Below are 15,262 nucleotides of genomic sequence, written 5' to 3'. Positions count from 1 at the left end.
CTCAAGAAGCGCCCTTTAGCGCATCTTGTCGTCAACGGAAAGCGTACAATTCGCCCTTGGTCGAAACGACATAGAGCGTCTGACCCGCCACAACCGGCGCAGTGGTCGCGCCGCCCGGCACTTCGATCTGATGGACCAACGCGCCGTCAACTGGATTGAAGAAGCGTAGATACCCATCGTTCGAAGCTACAACCAGCCGCCCTCCGGCCATGATCGGGCCGTAGTGAGCAAAGATCGGACCCCGACGGCCCGGCTTGTTCTTGACGAATCCGGGCAGATCGATTGCCCAGACAATCGAGCCATCCGCTGCGTCCAGACGCACCAGCTGGCTGCGATCGCTGATCAGGAAAACACTGTTTCCTGCAGGCCAGACCGTATCAACCGCACCTTCCAGAGCGGTCCAGTTCCGCTCGCCCGAACCGGTATCAAAGGAAACCGTACGACCCGAGTGGTTGCCGATCAGGATCGAATTGCCAGACACCATAGGCCCGGCTGTCACGTCTACGATCTGAGCCGCCGCGCGACCCCGGCGGCCACCCGCTACAGATGCGTTCCACCGCAAGATGCCTCCCCGGCGAAAAGTCGCAGCAATGTCACCCGACCCAAACGCAAAAACTGACAGATCCGAAGCGATGACCGGCGCTGGTGCACCCAAAACGTTACCTACGCTCGGAGTGCCGTCAATTTGCCAGATGATCCGGCCGTCCTTTGTGTTCACCGCCCAGCCGGTCTCGTCCCCGGCTACCAGATATAGAATCCCGCCACTGACCAAAGGCGCGCCGCTGCCGGTTGCATTCAAACGCTTTTGCCACTTTTGAGCGCCTGTTTTAGCATCTAACGCGGTCAAACGACCAAAACCCGATGAGACGTACAGCACACCTTCGGCGTAAGCGAGCCCGCCCCCCGTGGCATCGACGTCTTTTTCATTCGGTGGAATCAGATTGGTGCTCCAGGCAACTTGTCCCTGTGGCGTCACCGCCGAAACAGTCGCACCGGAATCGAGCGTATAAATCAAACCACCAGCAACAACCGGGTCTGCAGTAATCCGCTGTTTCCGGCTGTCACCGGAACCAATGTTGGCTGACCAGATACGCTGTGGCGTGGGGTTCAATGCGGCATTTGTAGTGCGGAATGCAGGGGTGCCCGGGCTTTGCGACCAGTTCGCGTTCTGGCTTTGGGCCGGAATGCTAATTGGCTTGGCGCCACGTGTTTCCACGGTTTCGTTGTCAACGGCGGCGCGAATATCCTCACGCTCACCGGGCAGAATAATCTCGGGTTCCTGACATGCGCTCAGCGCAGTCAAGGAAACTGCCGCGGCGACCAATCCAAAGCGTGAGAAATAACGTGTTACCATATTCGACAAACTCGCCTGTGATGTTCCGTTTCGCTGCCGGTTCAACCCTGCTGGGTTGCGACAGGCTCGGGCACACCCCCAAGCGCAATGATCAGTTGGGCTGCGCGTTGCTGTAGATCGGCGCTGGCTTCGGCGTCCTGGCGCAAAGCCTGTAAGCGATCCAACGCAGCCTGTGTACTTCCCTCGGTCACATCAATCAGGGCCAGTTGCTCCTCGGCAAGCAAGCGCAAAGGCGCACCGGGTATCGCAAGCGCCTCGAATTGTTGACGGCGATCTGCGACGGGCATCGTGTCGGCTTGCAGCAGCAAAGCCTTGAAACTTGCAATCGCCCGGTAGATTTCTGGCAAATCCCCTTGTGTAGCGATCGCGTTCAGGCTGTTCACAGCATCCTGTTGCGATCCTGCATCGGCCTGCGATGCAGCCAATAACATATTCAGAACCGCGTCACCTCCGGCAGATGAGGCATCGACCGCTCGCAGGCTGGCTGCGCGTTCATCGGATGCATTCTGAGACAAAGCAGACAGAATCGCATCACCCAGAGCTTCGGCCTGATTTGTATCGCGCGCCTTACGGTATTCGTTGAATGCCGCGCCACCTACAATGGCAACGACTGCGACAACACCCACCCAACCCCATCGGCGCAATAGCAGGTACATGCGATCGCGGCGCACCTCTTCGGTGACCTCATCAATAAAACTGTCGACGTCGCTCATCCCTGCCCCCAGGCTTAAGTGTCCGGTTTTCTAGCGCCATGTCATACCGCGCCGTTCAGGCCAAGCCAAGTGCTCGAATCCACACATTTGCCTGCATCCGCGTGGCCCTTGCGAAAAAAACTAAACCGAACTATTCAGTTTAGTATGGAAAAGCCGTTTCTACTACCCCATTTCAAGTGATAGAGGCGAAAGCCAGCCGCGCGAACAGATCTGGAGATTGTACCGCATGCGATTGATTTCATTCGTTAACGCTGTTTTGGTTATTATTGCGTTGTATTTTCTTGTATTCGAACGCGACACGCTTTTTGCGTTCGCTGGTCGCGGGGATGAGCCTGCTGAAGCCGCAACTGAGGTTTCGGAATCCGTGCCTGCTCCGGATGCGATAGGTGTTGTCGTGGTGCGTTCGACTGCGCGCGAAATCGGCAGTGCGGTCCAGTTGCGCGGTCAAACCAAGGCAAATCGCCAGGTCGAGGTACTGGCTGAGACGACCTCGACCGTCGTGTCCGAGCCAAAGCGCAAAGGCGCATTTGTCGAAGCGGGTGATCTACTGTGTGAGCTGGATCCCGGCACCCGCCCCGCAAGTCTGGCTGAAGCGATGGCTGCAAAGCTTGAAGCCGAAAGCCGTGTACCCGAAGCCGAAGCACGTATCGAAGAGGCTCATGCTCGTCTGGCCGAGGCTGAAATCAATCTGAAAGCAGCACGCAAGCTGTCTGAAACCGGGTTCGGTTCGGAAACGCGCCGCATCTCAAGCGAGGCCGAAATGAGCACCGCCGAGGCTGGCATCAAATCCGCTGAGGCTGGTCTGGAATCAACGCAAGCGGGTATTGAAGCCGCCACTGCAGCGGTTGCAGCCGCCCAACGCGAGATGGATCGCCTCACTATCGAGGCACCGTTCAAGGGGCTGCTGGAAAGCGATACCGCGGAATTGGGCAGCCTGATGCAGCCCGGTTCGCTGTGTGCAACCGTTATCCAGCTCGACCCAATCAAGTTGGTGGCTTTTGTGCCTGAAACCGAAGTGAACCGGATTATCGTCGGTTCGATGGCGTCTGCACAATTGGTCACAGGCTTGCAGGTTGAAGGGCGCGTCACCTTCCTGAGCCGCTCGGCCGATGAAACCACCCGCACGTTCGAGGTGGAGATCACCGTTCCCAACCCGGAACTTCTGATCCGTGATGGCCAGACCGCCAATATCCAAATCGCTGCCGAGGGCGTCAAAGCACATCTGCTGCCGCAATCCGCATTGACCCTGAACAATGAAGGCGAACTTGGTGTACGCACCGTTATCGCTGACAACGTTGTCGATTTCGTTCCAATCCGCCTGCTGCGCGACACTGCCGAGGGTGTTTGGGTTGGCGGCCTGCCAGAAACCGCAGATATTATCGTGATCGGTCAGGAATTCGTGACACGCGGCGTAACCGTGGCGCCGACCTACAGGGAAGCATCGCAATGACGGGTATCGTCAGTTGGGCCGCAAGCCGAGCCAGAATGGTTCTGGCTTTCATCGCGATCTCGCTGGTTATCGGCGGATATGCTTATGTAGGGCTGCCGAAAGAGGGTGAGCCGGATATCGATATCCCGATGCTCTTCGTGTCGGTCCAGTTTCCGGGCATCTCGGCGGAGGATAGCGAGAGCCTACTGATCAAGCCGATGGAAACCGAGATGGCCGATCTCGACGGGCTAGATTCGATGACCGCCACTGCTGCTGAAAGCTACGCGGGCGTTCTGCTGGAATTCGAGTTCGGTTGGGACAAATCCGCCACTATCGCTGATGTGCGCGATGCCATGAACAGCGCTCAGGCCGATTTCCCTGATGGGGCCGAGCAGTATACGATTACCGAGGTCAACTTCTCTGAATTTCCGATCGTCATTGTCAACCTGACTGGTCCGGTCCCCGAGCGCACGATGGCGCGCGTTGCCAAAGACCTGCAGGACGAGCTTGAGGCGTTGGATGCGGTGCTTGAGGCCGGTATCGCCGGAAACCGCGATGAAATGCTTGAGGTCGTGATCGACCCGCTCCGGCTTGAGGCGTACAACGTTACGGCCGCTGAACTGATCAACGTTGTGCAGAACAACAACCAACTGATCGCGGCGGGTGAGGTTGAAACCGAGCAGGGCACGTTCTCGGTCAAGATCCCTTCGTCATTCAAGACCGCGCAGGACGTCTATGGCCTGCCCGTCAAGGTCAATGGTGACCGCGTCGTCACCCTGGGTGAACTGGCCGAGATTAACTATACTTTTGAGGACCGCGCTGGCACGGCCCGGTTCAACGGAGAATCCACCGTCGCACTGCAGGTCGTCAAGCGCAAAGGCTTCAATCTGATCGACACCGTCGCGCTGATCAAATCCACCGTCGCAGAGGCTCAGACCAATTGGCCAGCCGAGTTGCAGGCCGCGGTTGATGTCGGCACCTCGAACGACCAAAGCCGCATTGTCGATTCGATGGTGCGTCAGCTTGAGGGGTCGGTTCTGACCGCCGTCGCGCTTGTGATGATCGTGGTTCTGGCATCTCTGGGAACGCGCGCCGCGTTGCTGGTGGGCTTTGCGATCCCGACATCGTTCCTGTTATGCTTCGCCTTTCTGGCGATGATCGGGGTCACAATCTCGAATATGGTGATGTTCGGCCTGATCCTTGCGGTGGGTATGCTTGTTGATGGTGCCATCGTTGTGGTGGAATATGCCGACAAGCGCATCAAAGAAGGCGTCGGCCCGATGCACGCCTATGTCGAAGCTGCGCAGCGGATGTTCTGGCCGATTGTCTCATCAACCGCCACGACCTTGTGCGCCTTCCTGCCGATGCTGTTCTGGCCCGGTATTCCCGGCGAATTCATGAAGATGCTGCCGATCACGCTGATCTTCGTTCTGTCTGCTTCGCTGATCGTGGCACTGATCTACCTGCCGGTCGTGGGTGGTGTCTCGGGCCGTATGAGCCGCAGCTTCGAGCGCAGTTCGAACTGGCTGCGGGCACGCGCACCATGGTGGGTGCGGGCGCTACTGGTGCCGCCTTCACTATATATGATCTTCCTCGGCGCAATGCAGGTCTTGAACCCCAACTATCTGCTGCCCGGCGGTTCACTCGCTGGTGTGCTGTTGTTCCTGTTCGGCGCATTCGCCGGGTCGGTCACGCTGAGCGCTGCCAAGATCGAACGGGCCCCGGATGAACATGTGCATACCACAAAAGAGCACACGCCCTTTGGTTACGTGATCAAGTTCCTGGTCGGCAATCCGGTCATGCCGGTGGTATCAATCGGAGTAGTCTTTGCGGCGGTATTCTGGGTCGCGTTCATCCTGTTCCCGCAGAACTCGCGCGGTGTCGAATTCTTCGTCGAGAGCGAACCGGAACAGGCTACAGCCTATGTTCGGGCGCGCGGCAACCTGTCTCTGGCTGAAAAAGACGAGATGGTTCTTCAGGCCGAACGCGTCATCAGTGAACATCCGGCAGTGATCAACGTATTTGCCTTTGCGGGCGAAGGCGGCCTGAATCAGAACAATGGCGGAGCAGAAGCCCCAGCCGACACCATTGGCCGTGTGCAGTTCGAGCTCATTCCTTGGGAAGATCGCCCAATCAGCTCTGAGCAGATTACCGGTTGGTTCTGGGGACCGATTGCTGATCTGCTCGGCTTTGCAAAGGAGGAAGTTGCAGCCGAATATGACGGCAATTTTGTTCTGGAAGAACTCACCGCAGAGTTAGCAACTCTTCCCGGCTTCATCGTTGATATTCAGGCGCTGGAGCAAGGTCCCGCCTCGGCCAAGCCCGTTCATCTGCGGATCAAGGGCGATAGCTGGGAAGAATTGACCGCGGCCACGCTCACAGCGCGCGAGGCGTTTGATACCACCCCCGGCCTGATCAAGATCGAGGACACCCTGCCCCTACCCGGCATCGACTGGCAGATCGACGTGGACGTGGCCAAGGCGGGCCGGTTCGGCGCTGACGTCGCAACCGTAGGCGCGATGGTACAGCTTGTTACACGCGGTATCCTGCTTGGTGAGATGCGTCCGGATTCGACCGATGAAGAAGTTGAAATCCGTGTCCGCCTGCCCGATCAGGATCGTGTCTTGTCAACGCTGGATACGCTGAAAGTTCGCACCCCGGACGGGTTGGTCCCCTTGTCGAACTTTGTAACCCGCAAACCGGTGGCCAAGCTGGCCGAGATCAATCGCGTGGACCAGCAGCGCTACTACGACGTCAAGGCAGATGTCGAACCGGGGCTGAGCAAGATCGTGACCACTGGCCCGGACGGCGCAGAACTGCGTCTGGCCACAGTGCGAGCGATTGGCGAAGGTTCCACGCCCACCGGCGCCACGATCACCGATATGGACGGAGCCGAGTTCGAACTCGTGCAGCTGACGGGCGCCGAGAATGTGGGCGAAGTGCGGGCCGCCATCGAAAGCGGTGACGCTCGGTTTGCCCTGATCAATCCGAACGAACGGATTGCTGTACTGACCGAATGGCTGCAGACCGACCCGTTCGGTCGCACCATCGCATGGGAATGGACCGGTGATCAGGAAGATCAGGCGGAAAGCCAGGCATTCCTCTCCAGCGCGTTTCTGGCTGCTTTGGGCCTGATGTTCGTGATCCTGCTGGCGCAGTTCAACTCGTTCTACAACTCGGTGCTGGTGCTGCTGGCCGTGGTTCTGTCTACGACCGGTGTGTTGCTGGGGATGATGGTGATGCAGCAACCGTTCTCGATCATCATGACCGGGACCGGGATCGTCGCCTTGGCTGGTATCGTTGTGAACAACAACATCGTTCTCATTGACACCTATCAGGAATACAGCGGTTACATGTCGCGTATCGATGCCATCGTCCGCACGGCCGAGGCGCGTATTCGTCCGGTTCTGTTGACCACGTTGACGACCATGGCGGGTCTGACCCCGATGATGTTCGGCCTGTCGCTGGATTTCATCGGTGGCGGGTATTCGATCGACAGCCCCACGGCGCTGTGGTGGAAACAGCTAGCGACGGCGGTGGTCTTTGGCCTCGGCACGGCCACGGTGCTGACGCTGATCGTCACGCCTTCATTCCTGGCGCTACGGGTTTGGGTCACAACCTACGCGGTATGGCTGGGTAAGGCGCTGGCGCGCGCCACGGCGGGACGGTCCAGCCAGATCGCGCAGGACATGGCAATCGGCCAAAGCGCGCGAGATGTGCAAGCAGCCGAGATGATCTGGACCGATGAACCGGACCGAGTTGCCCCTGATCAGAGCGCTCTGGACGACCGGCCAGATCATCCACCAACAACCCCACTGAAGGCGGCGGAATAAAAAAAGGCGAGCCCTCGGGCTCGCCTTTTCGTTTCTGGCAGAAGTGTTATTCGACGAATGCGTATTCGCCCAGATCGCACAGGTTCAGACCATAGTCTTCAATCGATTCTCCGTCGCTGAAAACACCGCGGATGTCATAGACACAGGTGGTTAGCCCGTCCGCGATGAGGACGCCCACTTCGTAATCCGCACCCAGATAACCACCCTCAAGCAGATTGCCTTCCCAGCTGCCGGACGAGGCCGGAGACACGTTGAACTCAACCAGATCATAGCTGGTTTCGTTGATAATCAAGAATTCCAGATCCTCAGCTGCTGCCGAAGTCGCCATCATTAGTGTTGCAGCCAACACCGCCGCCGCTCGCATTTTCATAAGGTTATTCCTTGTCTTTGTTTCGGCGCGCACAGTGTCGCGGCGGCGGGTCCGCGTCAAACGGAAAACCGTATCGCAGCGACCGATTTTCTTTTAAACCGATCCGTACAATCATCAGTTGTAAGGGCCGTTGAGCTCAGGCCGCTTGGCTGTCGGATTGCTGACGGCTCCACAGCTGGGCATATCGTCCCTCATGCCCCAGCAACTCATCATGCGTGCCCTGCTCGATGATCTCACCTCGCTCAAGCACAACAATCCGGTCTGCTTCGGCAATTGTGCTAAGACGATGAGCGATAGTGATCACAGTCCGGCCCTCACCTGCACGTGCCAGAGCGTCTTTGATGTCTTGCTCGGTTTCCGTGTCCAAGGCCGAGGTCGCCTCGTCGAGCAACAAGATCGGCGGGTTTTTCAGAAGCGTTCTGGCGATACCAACGCGTTGTTTTTCACCACCTGATAATTTCAAGCCACGTTCGCCGACCTTGGTGTCATACCCTTCAGGCAGACTGACGATGAAATCGTGAATCTGAGCGGCTTTAGCGGCGGCCTCAACATCCTGCTGGGTCGCCCCTTCGCGCCCATAGGCGATGTTGTAGCGGATCGTATCATTGAACAGAACCGTATCCTGCGGAACCACCCCGATCGAGGCATGCAGGCTCGATTGGCTGACATCACGCACGTCCTGTCCGTCGATCTTCAATGCGCCGCCTGTGACGTCATAGAACCGGAACAGCAGCCGCCCAATGGTGGATTTACCTGAACCTGTCGCCCCGACAATCGCCACGGTCTGCCCGGCAGGCACCGTCAGCGACACACCCTTCAGGATTTCGCGATCCGCTTCATATCCGAAATGCACGTTTTCAAGCGTGACCTCTCCACCATCTACCTTGAGGTTTGGCGCACAAGGTTTGTCTGTCACTTCTGCCGGTTGTTCGAGCAGATCGAACATCTGCCCCATATCCACCAGCGACTGCCGGATCTCGCGGTAAACCGTGCCCAGAAAGTTCAGCGGAACCGTAATCTGGATCATGTATGCGTTGACCATCACGAAGTCGCCCACAGTCAATGATCCTTTTTGCACGCCTATGGCGGCCAGAACCATCACTCCAATCAGACCACAAGTGATCAGGAACGATTGGCCGAAATTCAGGAATGCCAGCGAATAAGCCGTCTTCAGCGCAGCCTGGGCATAGCCTTTCATCGAGACGTCATAGCGTTCTGCTTCGCGCATCTCGGCATTGAAATATTTAACCGTTTCAAAGTTTAGAAGGCTGTCGATGGCGCGCTGATTGGCTTCGGTATCCTGATCGTTCATCTCGCGCCGCAGCTTCACGCGCCATTCAGTCACCGCAAAGGTGAACCAGATATAAAGCGCGATCGTTACCGCGACGACGACCAGATACCAGACGTCAAACAGCCACAGCAGTATGACCGACACCAGAAGCAGTTCCAGGATCAGTGGCCCAATCGAGAAGAGCAGAAAACGTAAAAGGAATTCAACGCCCTTCACCCCGCGCTCGATAATTCTGCTCAGACCACCCGTGCGCCGCGTCACGTGATAACGCATCGAAAGCTGGTGAATATGCTGAAACGTCTCAAGCGCCAACGCCCGCAACGCCCGTTGACCAACTGGTGCAAACAACGCATCCCGCAATTGCTGGAACCCGACGGTCATCATGCGGGCAACCCCATAGGCAACCGTCAAACCAATCGCACCCAGCGCAATCGGTGGCACGCCCTCACCCGCCAGTCCATCCACTGCGCCCTTATACAGAATCGGTGTATAAACAGCGATCAGCTTGGCCAGCACCAGCATCGCCATCGCCCAAACCACACGGCGTTTGACCCATGGCTCATCTTCAGGCCAAAGATAGGGTGCTACCTTGCGGATTGTGCGCCAGCCTGAACGTTGTTCGTCCGGCTCGGATTGAATCGCGGATGGTTGCCTCATCACGTACCTTAACTGCGGTCAGAGATAGCCCTGGCCCGGTGTTGGGCCAGTGGTCTTTTTTACTCAGGGATAGTGAAAATCTGCCCTGGATAGATCAAGTCAGGATCACGGATCGAGTCCTTGTTGGCCTCAAACAGCTTGACGTACAACACACCATCTCCGAACCTGTCCCGAGAAATCGCCCAAAGTGTATCGCCCTTTTGAACCGTGACGGAGCGGATCGCAGGAGTTCCCGCCGGGGTTTCACCCGCTTCGGTTGTTTCGGCTGCACGCAGAGCCTCGACGGGCTCGCGTTTGAACGGAGTCTCTAGCCGACTGACAACTGTCCCATCTGGAGCAACCTCATCCACGCGTAGGGTGTAAACGCCTGGATCTATACCCTCGACCTCACCACGCCACTGTCCATCCGTTGCAGGCTCAAGGTCAGCAACAAGTTTGTTGTCCAGATACAGGCGCACTGCAGATCCGTCCTGAGCGCGCCCTGTCAACTCCACATCGCCAACGTCTGAATACCCGATCGTGTCCAATGCGATCTGTTCCGGCGGTGTGTCCAGCACGGTGGGCGGTTGCACGAGTTCAACACCTTCTTCGCCCGAGCGCAGGATCGCGACTTGTTGATCAGGCACGTCAACTGTTTCGGACTGTGTTTCAGTCGCGGGCGCAGCCTGGTTTGCGGGCGGCGAAACGGTGCCAGCAACCTCGGGTTCATTTTCTTCGGTCTCGGCTTCGTCGGTTGCTTGCTGATCGTTTGATTCGGTGACCACGGTCTGCGCCTCAGCAACTTCTTTGACCGGCTCATCGGCAGAAGGGTCTGACTCGACCGGAGGGACCGGTTCAGGCAGCGCCGCGATCAGATAGTCATCTGACCGGCTAGTACTTTCTCCACTCCGGGTTTCAAGAACCAGCCCGCGAGCGTCGTCTGCAAATGGGATCGATACGAATTCAGCGAACTGGCCGCTTGCGTCGACAGTAAAGCGATGAATAATTTCACCGTCGAGCAGAACGTTGACCTCAGCCCCTGGTTCGGCGCTACCGGACAACAATCCGTTTCCATCGGATTCGACAAAAATCTGATCCAGCACCGGCGCCGCCAGAACCGGGGTTTCCGGCTCTTCTCTCTCTTGCACCCGCTCTTCTTCGATTACAGCGGCTTGCTCGGTGCTCTCGACGGGCGTAGCAGGCGCAGGTTCACTAGCTTCTGTCGTCTGTTCATCCGGCTGGATATCTGCAGGTTCCTCGGCTTCCTGCTTGGCTGTTACGTCCGGTTCGGATGTTTCAACTGCTTCTGGCTCGGCCAGTTCCTGAGGTCGGTCAAACAGACCTGACAGATATAGTCCACCCGCAACGAGCACCACAACGATCCCGGCGACCAGACCCCATATGAAGGTACCAGAACCTCCGCTTCCCGATTTGGCGTTCATTCTTATCCTTTCACTCCGCCCGGTACTTGGCCAATTCGGCACACATTCCCAGGAGCGGTTGAGCCAACCTATCAATCCCGCTATCACGGGTCAAAACCCCGAACACAAGAGCAGAGAGTCCAACCCATGTCCCAGAAATCGGTCTGTGTGTATTGCGGGTCACGCAATGGAGTGAATCCCGCCTACTCCGCCGCCGCCCAAAGCTTTGGGACTTTACTGGCCAAAGAAGGTTGGCGGCTAGTCTATGGGGCCGGAGATGTGGGTCTGATGGGCGAAGTAGCCCGTGCAGCACAAGCGTCTGATGGTGATACTTTTGGAGTGATCCCTGTCCACTTGTTGCAACGCGAAGTTGGTAAAACTGACCTAACCCGCTTTGTCGTGACCGAAACGATGCACGAACGCAAGAAGGTCATGATCATGAATGCCGATGCCGTTGTGGTCTTGCCTGGCGGACCTGGTTCATTGGACGAGTTGTTCGAAGCTCTGACATGGCGGCAGTTGGGTCTGCATAACAAACCTATTCTGGTGATGAATGTAGATGGCTACTGGGATGCACTGCATACATTGCTGGAGCAACTTATTGGTCAAGGCTTTGCCGACGCTTCACTGGCAGAGTTTATTACCTGGGTCACCACGCCTGAGGCAGCGATGTCCGAACTTCGTCGATTGCTGAATTAAAAAGACGGTAATCGGGCGGTGTGAACCGCCCGCAGATCACCTCTCTTCAGGCAGGTTTGGCCAATCGAGTCCTGAGTATCTGTTCAACCTTGTGCATCGGATGGTTGGTCAGCGTCTTATCAACTTCTGCTACCACCTTAGCGAGCACTTTGCTGTGCAATCTGCGACGCAACAGGCCCAAAACATGCGGACTGGCCACTAACACCAGGCGTTTGTATGCACCCTTCAGGCCCTTACGATTCAGTAGATTTGCCACATCCTGCACGAACAAGGACTTGGCGTGAGCCCTCCATGTGTCCTCTTCCACGGCGGATTTCTGGTTGGGGCCGATATCAGACCTGCGCCCAGCCCGATCCGTCGGCTTTGCTGTTACGGTGTCTTGTTCCTCAACTGAAACGACAACCAGATTGGGGTCTTGCGCGTCGGTGATATTTTCCATCACCAGAGCCTTCTCCCCGTCTGCGATGATGACCCATGTTCCCTGCTCAAGTGCTGCCATAATGGTCTCCTTCAAAGGTTAAGGTGCCGATCCCTCGCCCAGCGGCCATGATTTCAGCTTCGCGCGAATGTAGACACCCACGCGCAACAGCCTTGTTTTTCAATTGTTTGGCGGTTCTCTCCCTCCGCCTGTCTTAGCTAGGCACTGGGAGGTGTAGTACAATACGCGCTCAGATTAATTCGAATTTATGAGCGGGAAATTACCGGCGAACTAACTCGCGGCGAAAGGGTCATGAAATTAGCGGAGACAGCCGATCAGCACTTTTGGCGCCATATTTTGCGAGAATTCAACGTCTGCATTGCGGACAAAGCGGACATTAACTCCGTCGAACTATTCAATCACCGATCGTGCCAGTCGGAATGTTCAAAACGAATTGTGTTATTGCTTCTGCCAGTAAGTCCGGGCGTGTGACAGGCGCGCCGTGGCTGACACCGTCCACCATCTGCAACTTTGCTGTGTCAATGCTCGCGCCCGTTTGCTCGGCCATAAGTCGATACTGATCGAGCGAGTTTTCTCCAAACATAATCAATGTTGGGCACGAAATCTGAGCAAACTCCTTTGCAGACAAAGGCTTGGCCTGCTCAGCATGAAGATCCGGCAACATTGTATGGCAGTTCTCTAAGTGAACCTTCTGGAAATCTGGATGTAAGTCAAAAAAACCGCCGGATGGCATGCTGTAGACCGCTTCAAGGCCGGTACGCATGCCCGCTTTGAGATCGCCATTTTCGGCGAGAGCATAGGCGGGCTCCAAGCCCTTCCACGCGACCTCGCGCGCTTCCTTTAGCGGGCCTTTCTCTGTTGGCGGCTCGCACTCATACGAAGGTTCGAAGATGTTCAAAGAGAGGACTTTGTTGGGAATGGTTGCGGCGGCGCGCAAGAGAATACCACCTGCGTAGGACCAACCGGCGAGATGCACCGGGTACTCGAGGACTTCCAGCAGGTTGATCAGGTCTTCCGTGTGGATACGCCGCGCGTACGGCTTCTCATCAGGCCAGTTCCAATTGCCAAAATGACGTTGAGTGTAGGCCAAAAACTTCGCGTGCCGGGATATAGGTTTCCAAAGACCACTCCAGATGCGGTGATCGGCCCATGCGCCATGCACAAAAAGTATCGGTTCACCGTTCCCTGCTACGACAAGCGGGAAATCGGTTCCCTTGACATCCATCGGATGTGGCGCTGGCATTCCGGCTAAATCAACGTCAATCAGGTTTTGGCTCATTCTTCAAAGCCTAGATCATACCATGTAGCCTAGCAAATTCGGCTTCTAATATTGTGCCGGGGCGCTCCTGAGTTCGGTTCAGCTTTGGGCTCTAATCGGTCATTGAAACTAAATAGAATAGCGGACTTCTTGCCAGTCCTGAATAATCAAACAAAATACAAAAAGGCCTACTCACTCTCGCAAGCAGGCCTATAAGAAGGTCACTCTCCGATTAACCGATCACATCCGCGAGGCGACGTTTTCCCAGTTCACCAAGTTGTCGAGGAAGTTCGACAGATACGCCGGACGCTTGTTGCGGAAGTCGATGTAGTAGGAATGTTCCCATACGTCACAACCCAGCAGTGCGGTCTGACCAAAGCACAGCGGGTTCACGCCGTTCTCGGTCTTTGTGACAGCCAGCGAGCCGTCGGAATTCTTGACCAGCCACGCCCAGCCCGAACCGAACTGACCAGCACCGGCAGCGCTGAACTGCGACTTGAATTCGTCAACCGAACCGAAGCTTTCGGTCAGAGCCTTCTCCAGTTCGCCGGGCATGGCGTTGCCGCCTGGGCCCATCATCTCCCAGAACTGGTTGTGATTCCACAGCTGGCTGATGTTGTTGAAAATACCGTTCTGCGCGACGGCGTTCGCGTCGTAGGTGCCAACGATGATCTCTTCCAGCGACTTGCCGTCCCACTCGGTGCCGTCGATCAGCTTGTTGCCGTTGTCGACATAGGCCTTGTGGTGCAGGTCGTGGTGATATTCCAGCGTTTCCGCGGACATACCCTTGGCTGCCAGCGCGTCATGTGCATAAGGAAGATCAGGAAGTTCAAAAGCCATGTCGGCCCCCTGTTGAAAATGAATGTTGCGGTTCCAAAGGTTAAATGCTTTGACAGCCGCCGCAGGTCAAGGCCCGCGACACAAAAACCCGGAGGTCCGCGATGCTGACACAGGCGCGCAAAATGTTCTATCGCGCCCGCGGATACTATGCGGGCAACCTGAACGGTGAGCGCTTTCGTCTAGACCCCTACCACTCGAAATTCTGGCGCAAGGCATCAGCCGGGGAATGGGAGCCTGAGACATTTTCAGTGCTGGACCAATACCTGTCGCCCGCGCAGGATTATCTCGATATTGGTGCGTGGATCGGCCCCACGGTCCTCTATGCGGCGCGGCGCGCTCGCCATGTATGGTGTTTTGAGCCTGACCCGGTGGCTTACCGCCACTTGGTCTGGAATCTAGAGTTGAACAACATCCGCAATGTATCAGCCTTCAGCATCGCCTTGTCTGATGGGTTTGGGGTGACTCGAATGGCATCAGCGCACGGAGAGGCAGGTGATTCCACCTCGTCATTGCTCCACGACGGAAGCCATGGCACTGACGCACTCACTGTCGGTTGGGATCAATTTTCTGAATCCGTAGACCTGACTAATGTTTCTTTGGTCAAAATGGATATTGAAGGCGCTGAATTTTCGGTCCTGCCTTCTGTGCTTCCCTGGCTGGAAAAAGAAAGCCCATCGCTGTTGCTCTCAACGCATGCACCTTATCTTAGCGCAGATAACCGTGGCGCAGCCATGAACAAACTATCAGAAGACCTGGCCTTCTATACCCATTGCCACGACCCACTTACTGGCGAAACCGGCAAATCAGCCCTCACCAGCCAACGGGCACTCACCCAGTTCCCGACCTTCCTTTTCAGCGCGAACTCCTGACGCTGAGAAAAGGTGATCCGCACTTCATCTAGCCTAAAGTATCCTGGGGGTGAGGCCGCAGGTCGAGGGGGCAAAGCCCCCTAACCCATATATCATCAGGCGATCAGGGA

12 protein-coding genes are annotated in these 15,262 nt (G+C 56.6%); 4 read left to right on the top strand and 8 right to left on the bottom strand.

What is annotated here, in order from left to right; genetic code table 11:
- Positions 1 to 31: 31 nt before the first annotated feature.
- On the bottom strand, positions 32 to 1,354 hold the full coding sequence (locus ACR3EJ_RS10705; protein WP_170540693.1) for a PQQ-like beta-propeller repeat protein: 1,323 nt from the start codon (positions 1,352 to 1,354) through the stop codon (positions 32 to 34).
- A gap of 41 nt (positions 1,355 to 1,395) precedes the next feature.
- Positions 1,396 to 2,067: a hypothetical protein gene (locus ACR3EJ_RS10700; RefSeq protein WP_170540696.1), complete on the bottom strand. Its 672-nt coding sequence runs from the start codon at positions 2,065 to 2,067 to the stop codon at positions 1,396 to 1,398.
- Between the two features lie 226 nt (positions 2,068 to 2,293).
- Between ACR3EJ_RS10700 and ACR3EJ_RS10695 the strand changes: the two genes are divergently transcribed.
- Together ACR3EJ_RS10695 and ACR3EJ_RS10690 are read left to right on the top strand one after the other, a co-directional pair.
- Positions 2,294 to 3,517 (top strand): efflux RND transporter periplasmic adaptor subunit, encoded by a 1,224-nt coding sequence (locus ACR3EJ_RS10695; RefSeq protein WP_170540699.1) that lies wholly within the window; start codon positions 2,294 to 2,296, stop codon positions 3,515 to 3,517.
- Entirely contained in the window at positions 3,514 to 7,329 is a 3,816-nt protein-coding gene (locus ACR3EJ_RS10690) for an efflux RND transporter permease subunit (protein ID WP_170540702.1), read from the top strand. Before ACR3EJ_RS10695 ends, ACR3EJ_RS10690 begins: the two co-directional genes overlap by 4 nt.
- A 46-nt stretch (positions 7,330 to 7,375) precedes the next feature.
- On the opposite strand, the gene ACR3EJ_RS10685 is transcribed toward ACR3EJ_RS10690, so the two are convergent.
- The 3 genes from ACR3EJ_RS10685 to ACR3EJ_RS10675 form a co-directional block, all read right to left on the bottom strand.
- Positions 7,376 to 7,699, bottom strand: coding sequence for a hypothetical protein (locus ACR3EJ_RS10685; RefSeq protein WP_170540705.1), 324 nt, complete (start codon positions 7,697 to 7,699; stop codon positions 7,376 to 7,378).
- A 136-nt stretch (positions 7,700 to 7,835) separates the two neighbouring features.
- A complete protein-coding gene (locus ACR3EJ_RS10680; RefSeq protein WP_170540708.1) occupies positions 7,836 to 9,647 on the bottom strand; it encodes an ABCB family ABC transporter ATP-binding protein/permease in 1,812 nt (603 codons plus the stop codon).
- A gap of 59 nt (positions 9,648 to 9,706) precedes the next feature.
- Positions 9,707 to 11,068, bottom strand: coding sequence for a LysM peptidoglycan-binding domain-containing protein (locus ACR3EJ_RS10675; RefSeq protein ID WP_170540711.1), 1,362 nt, complete (start codon positions 11,066 to 11,068; stop codon positions 9,707 to 9,709).
- 126 nt (positions 11,069 to 11,194) lie between these two features.
- Between ACR3EJ_RS10675 and ACR3EJ_RS10670 the strand changes: the two genes are divergently transcribed.
- On the top strand, positions 11,195 to 11,746 hold the full coding sequence (locus ACR3EJ_RS10670; RefSeq protein WP_170540714.1) for an LOG family protein: 552 nt from the start codon (positions 11,195 to 11,197) through the stop codon (positions 11,744 to 11,746).
- A 46-nt stretch (positions 11,747 to 11,792) separates the two neighbouring features.
- Here the strand turns inward: ACR3EJ_RS10670 and ACR3EJ_RS10665 are convergent, their stop codons facing one another.
- The 3 genes from ACR3EJ_RS10665 to ACR3EJ_RS10655 form a co-directional block, all read right to left on the bottom strand.
- Positions 11,793 to 12,245 carry a host attachment family protein gene (locus ACR3EJ_RS10665; protein ID WP_170472335.1) on the bottom strand — a complete coding sequence of 151 codons (453 nt, stop codon included), beginning with the start codon at positions 12,243 to 12,245 and terminating at the stop codon, positions 11,793 to 11,795.
- Positions 12,246 to 12,579: 334 nt separating this feature from the next.
- The gene (locus tag ACR3EJ_RS10660) at positions 12,580 to 13,410 is read right to left on the bottom strand and encodes an alpha/beta fold hydrolase (protein ID WP_260026371.1); all 831 of its coding nucleotides are present in this window, start codon (positions 13,408 to 13,410) and stop codon (positions 12,580 to 12,582) included.
- A gap of 273 nt (positions 13,411 to 13,683) precedes the next feature.
- Positions 13,684 to 14,283: a superoxide dismutase gene (locus ACR3EJ_RS10655; protein WP_170540720.1), complete on the bottom strand. Its 600-nt coding sequence runs from the start codon at positions 14,281 to 14,283 to the stop codon at positions 13,684 to 13,686.
- Positions 14,284 to 14,384: 101 nt separating this feature from the next.
- On the opposite strand from ACR3EJ_RS10655, the gene ACR3EJ_RS10650 reads away from it, so the two are divergent.
- Positions 14,385 to 15,152, top strand: coding sequence for an FkbM family methyltransferase (locus ACR3EJ_RS10650; RefSeq protein WP_170540723.1), 768 nt, complete (start codon positions 14,385 to 14,387; stop codon positions 15,150 to 15,152).
- The last annotated feature ends 110 nt before the right edge of the window (positions 15,153 to 15,262 follow it).

The sequence above is a fragment of the Ruegeria sp. AB11 genome (genome assembly GCF_056536325.1).
Note: the sequence above shows the minus strand (reverse complement) of the source record. Positions and strands in the feature narration are given on the sequence as shown.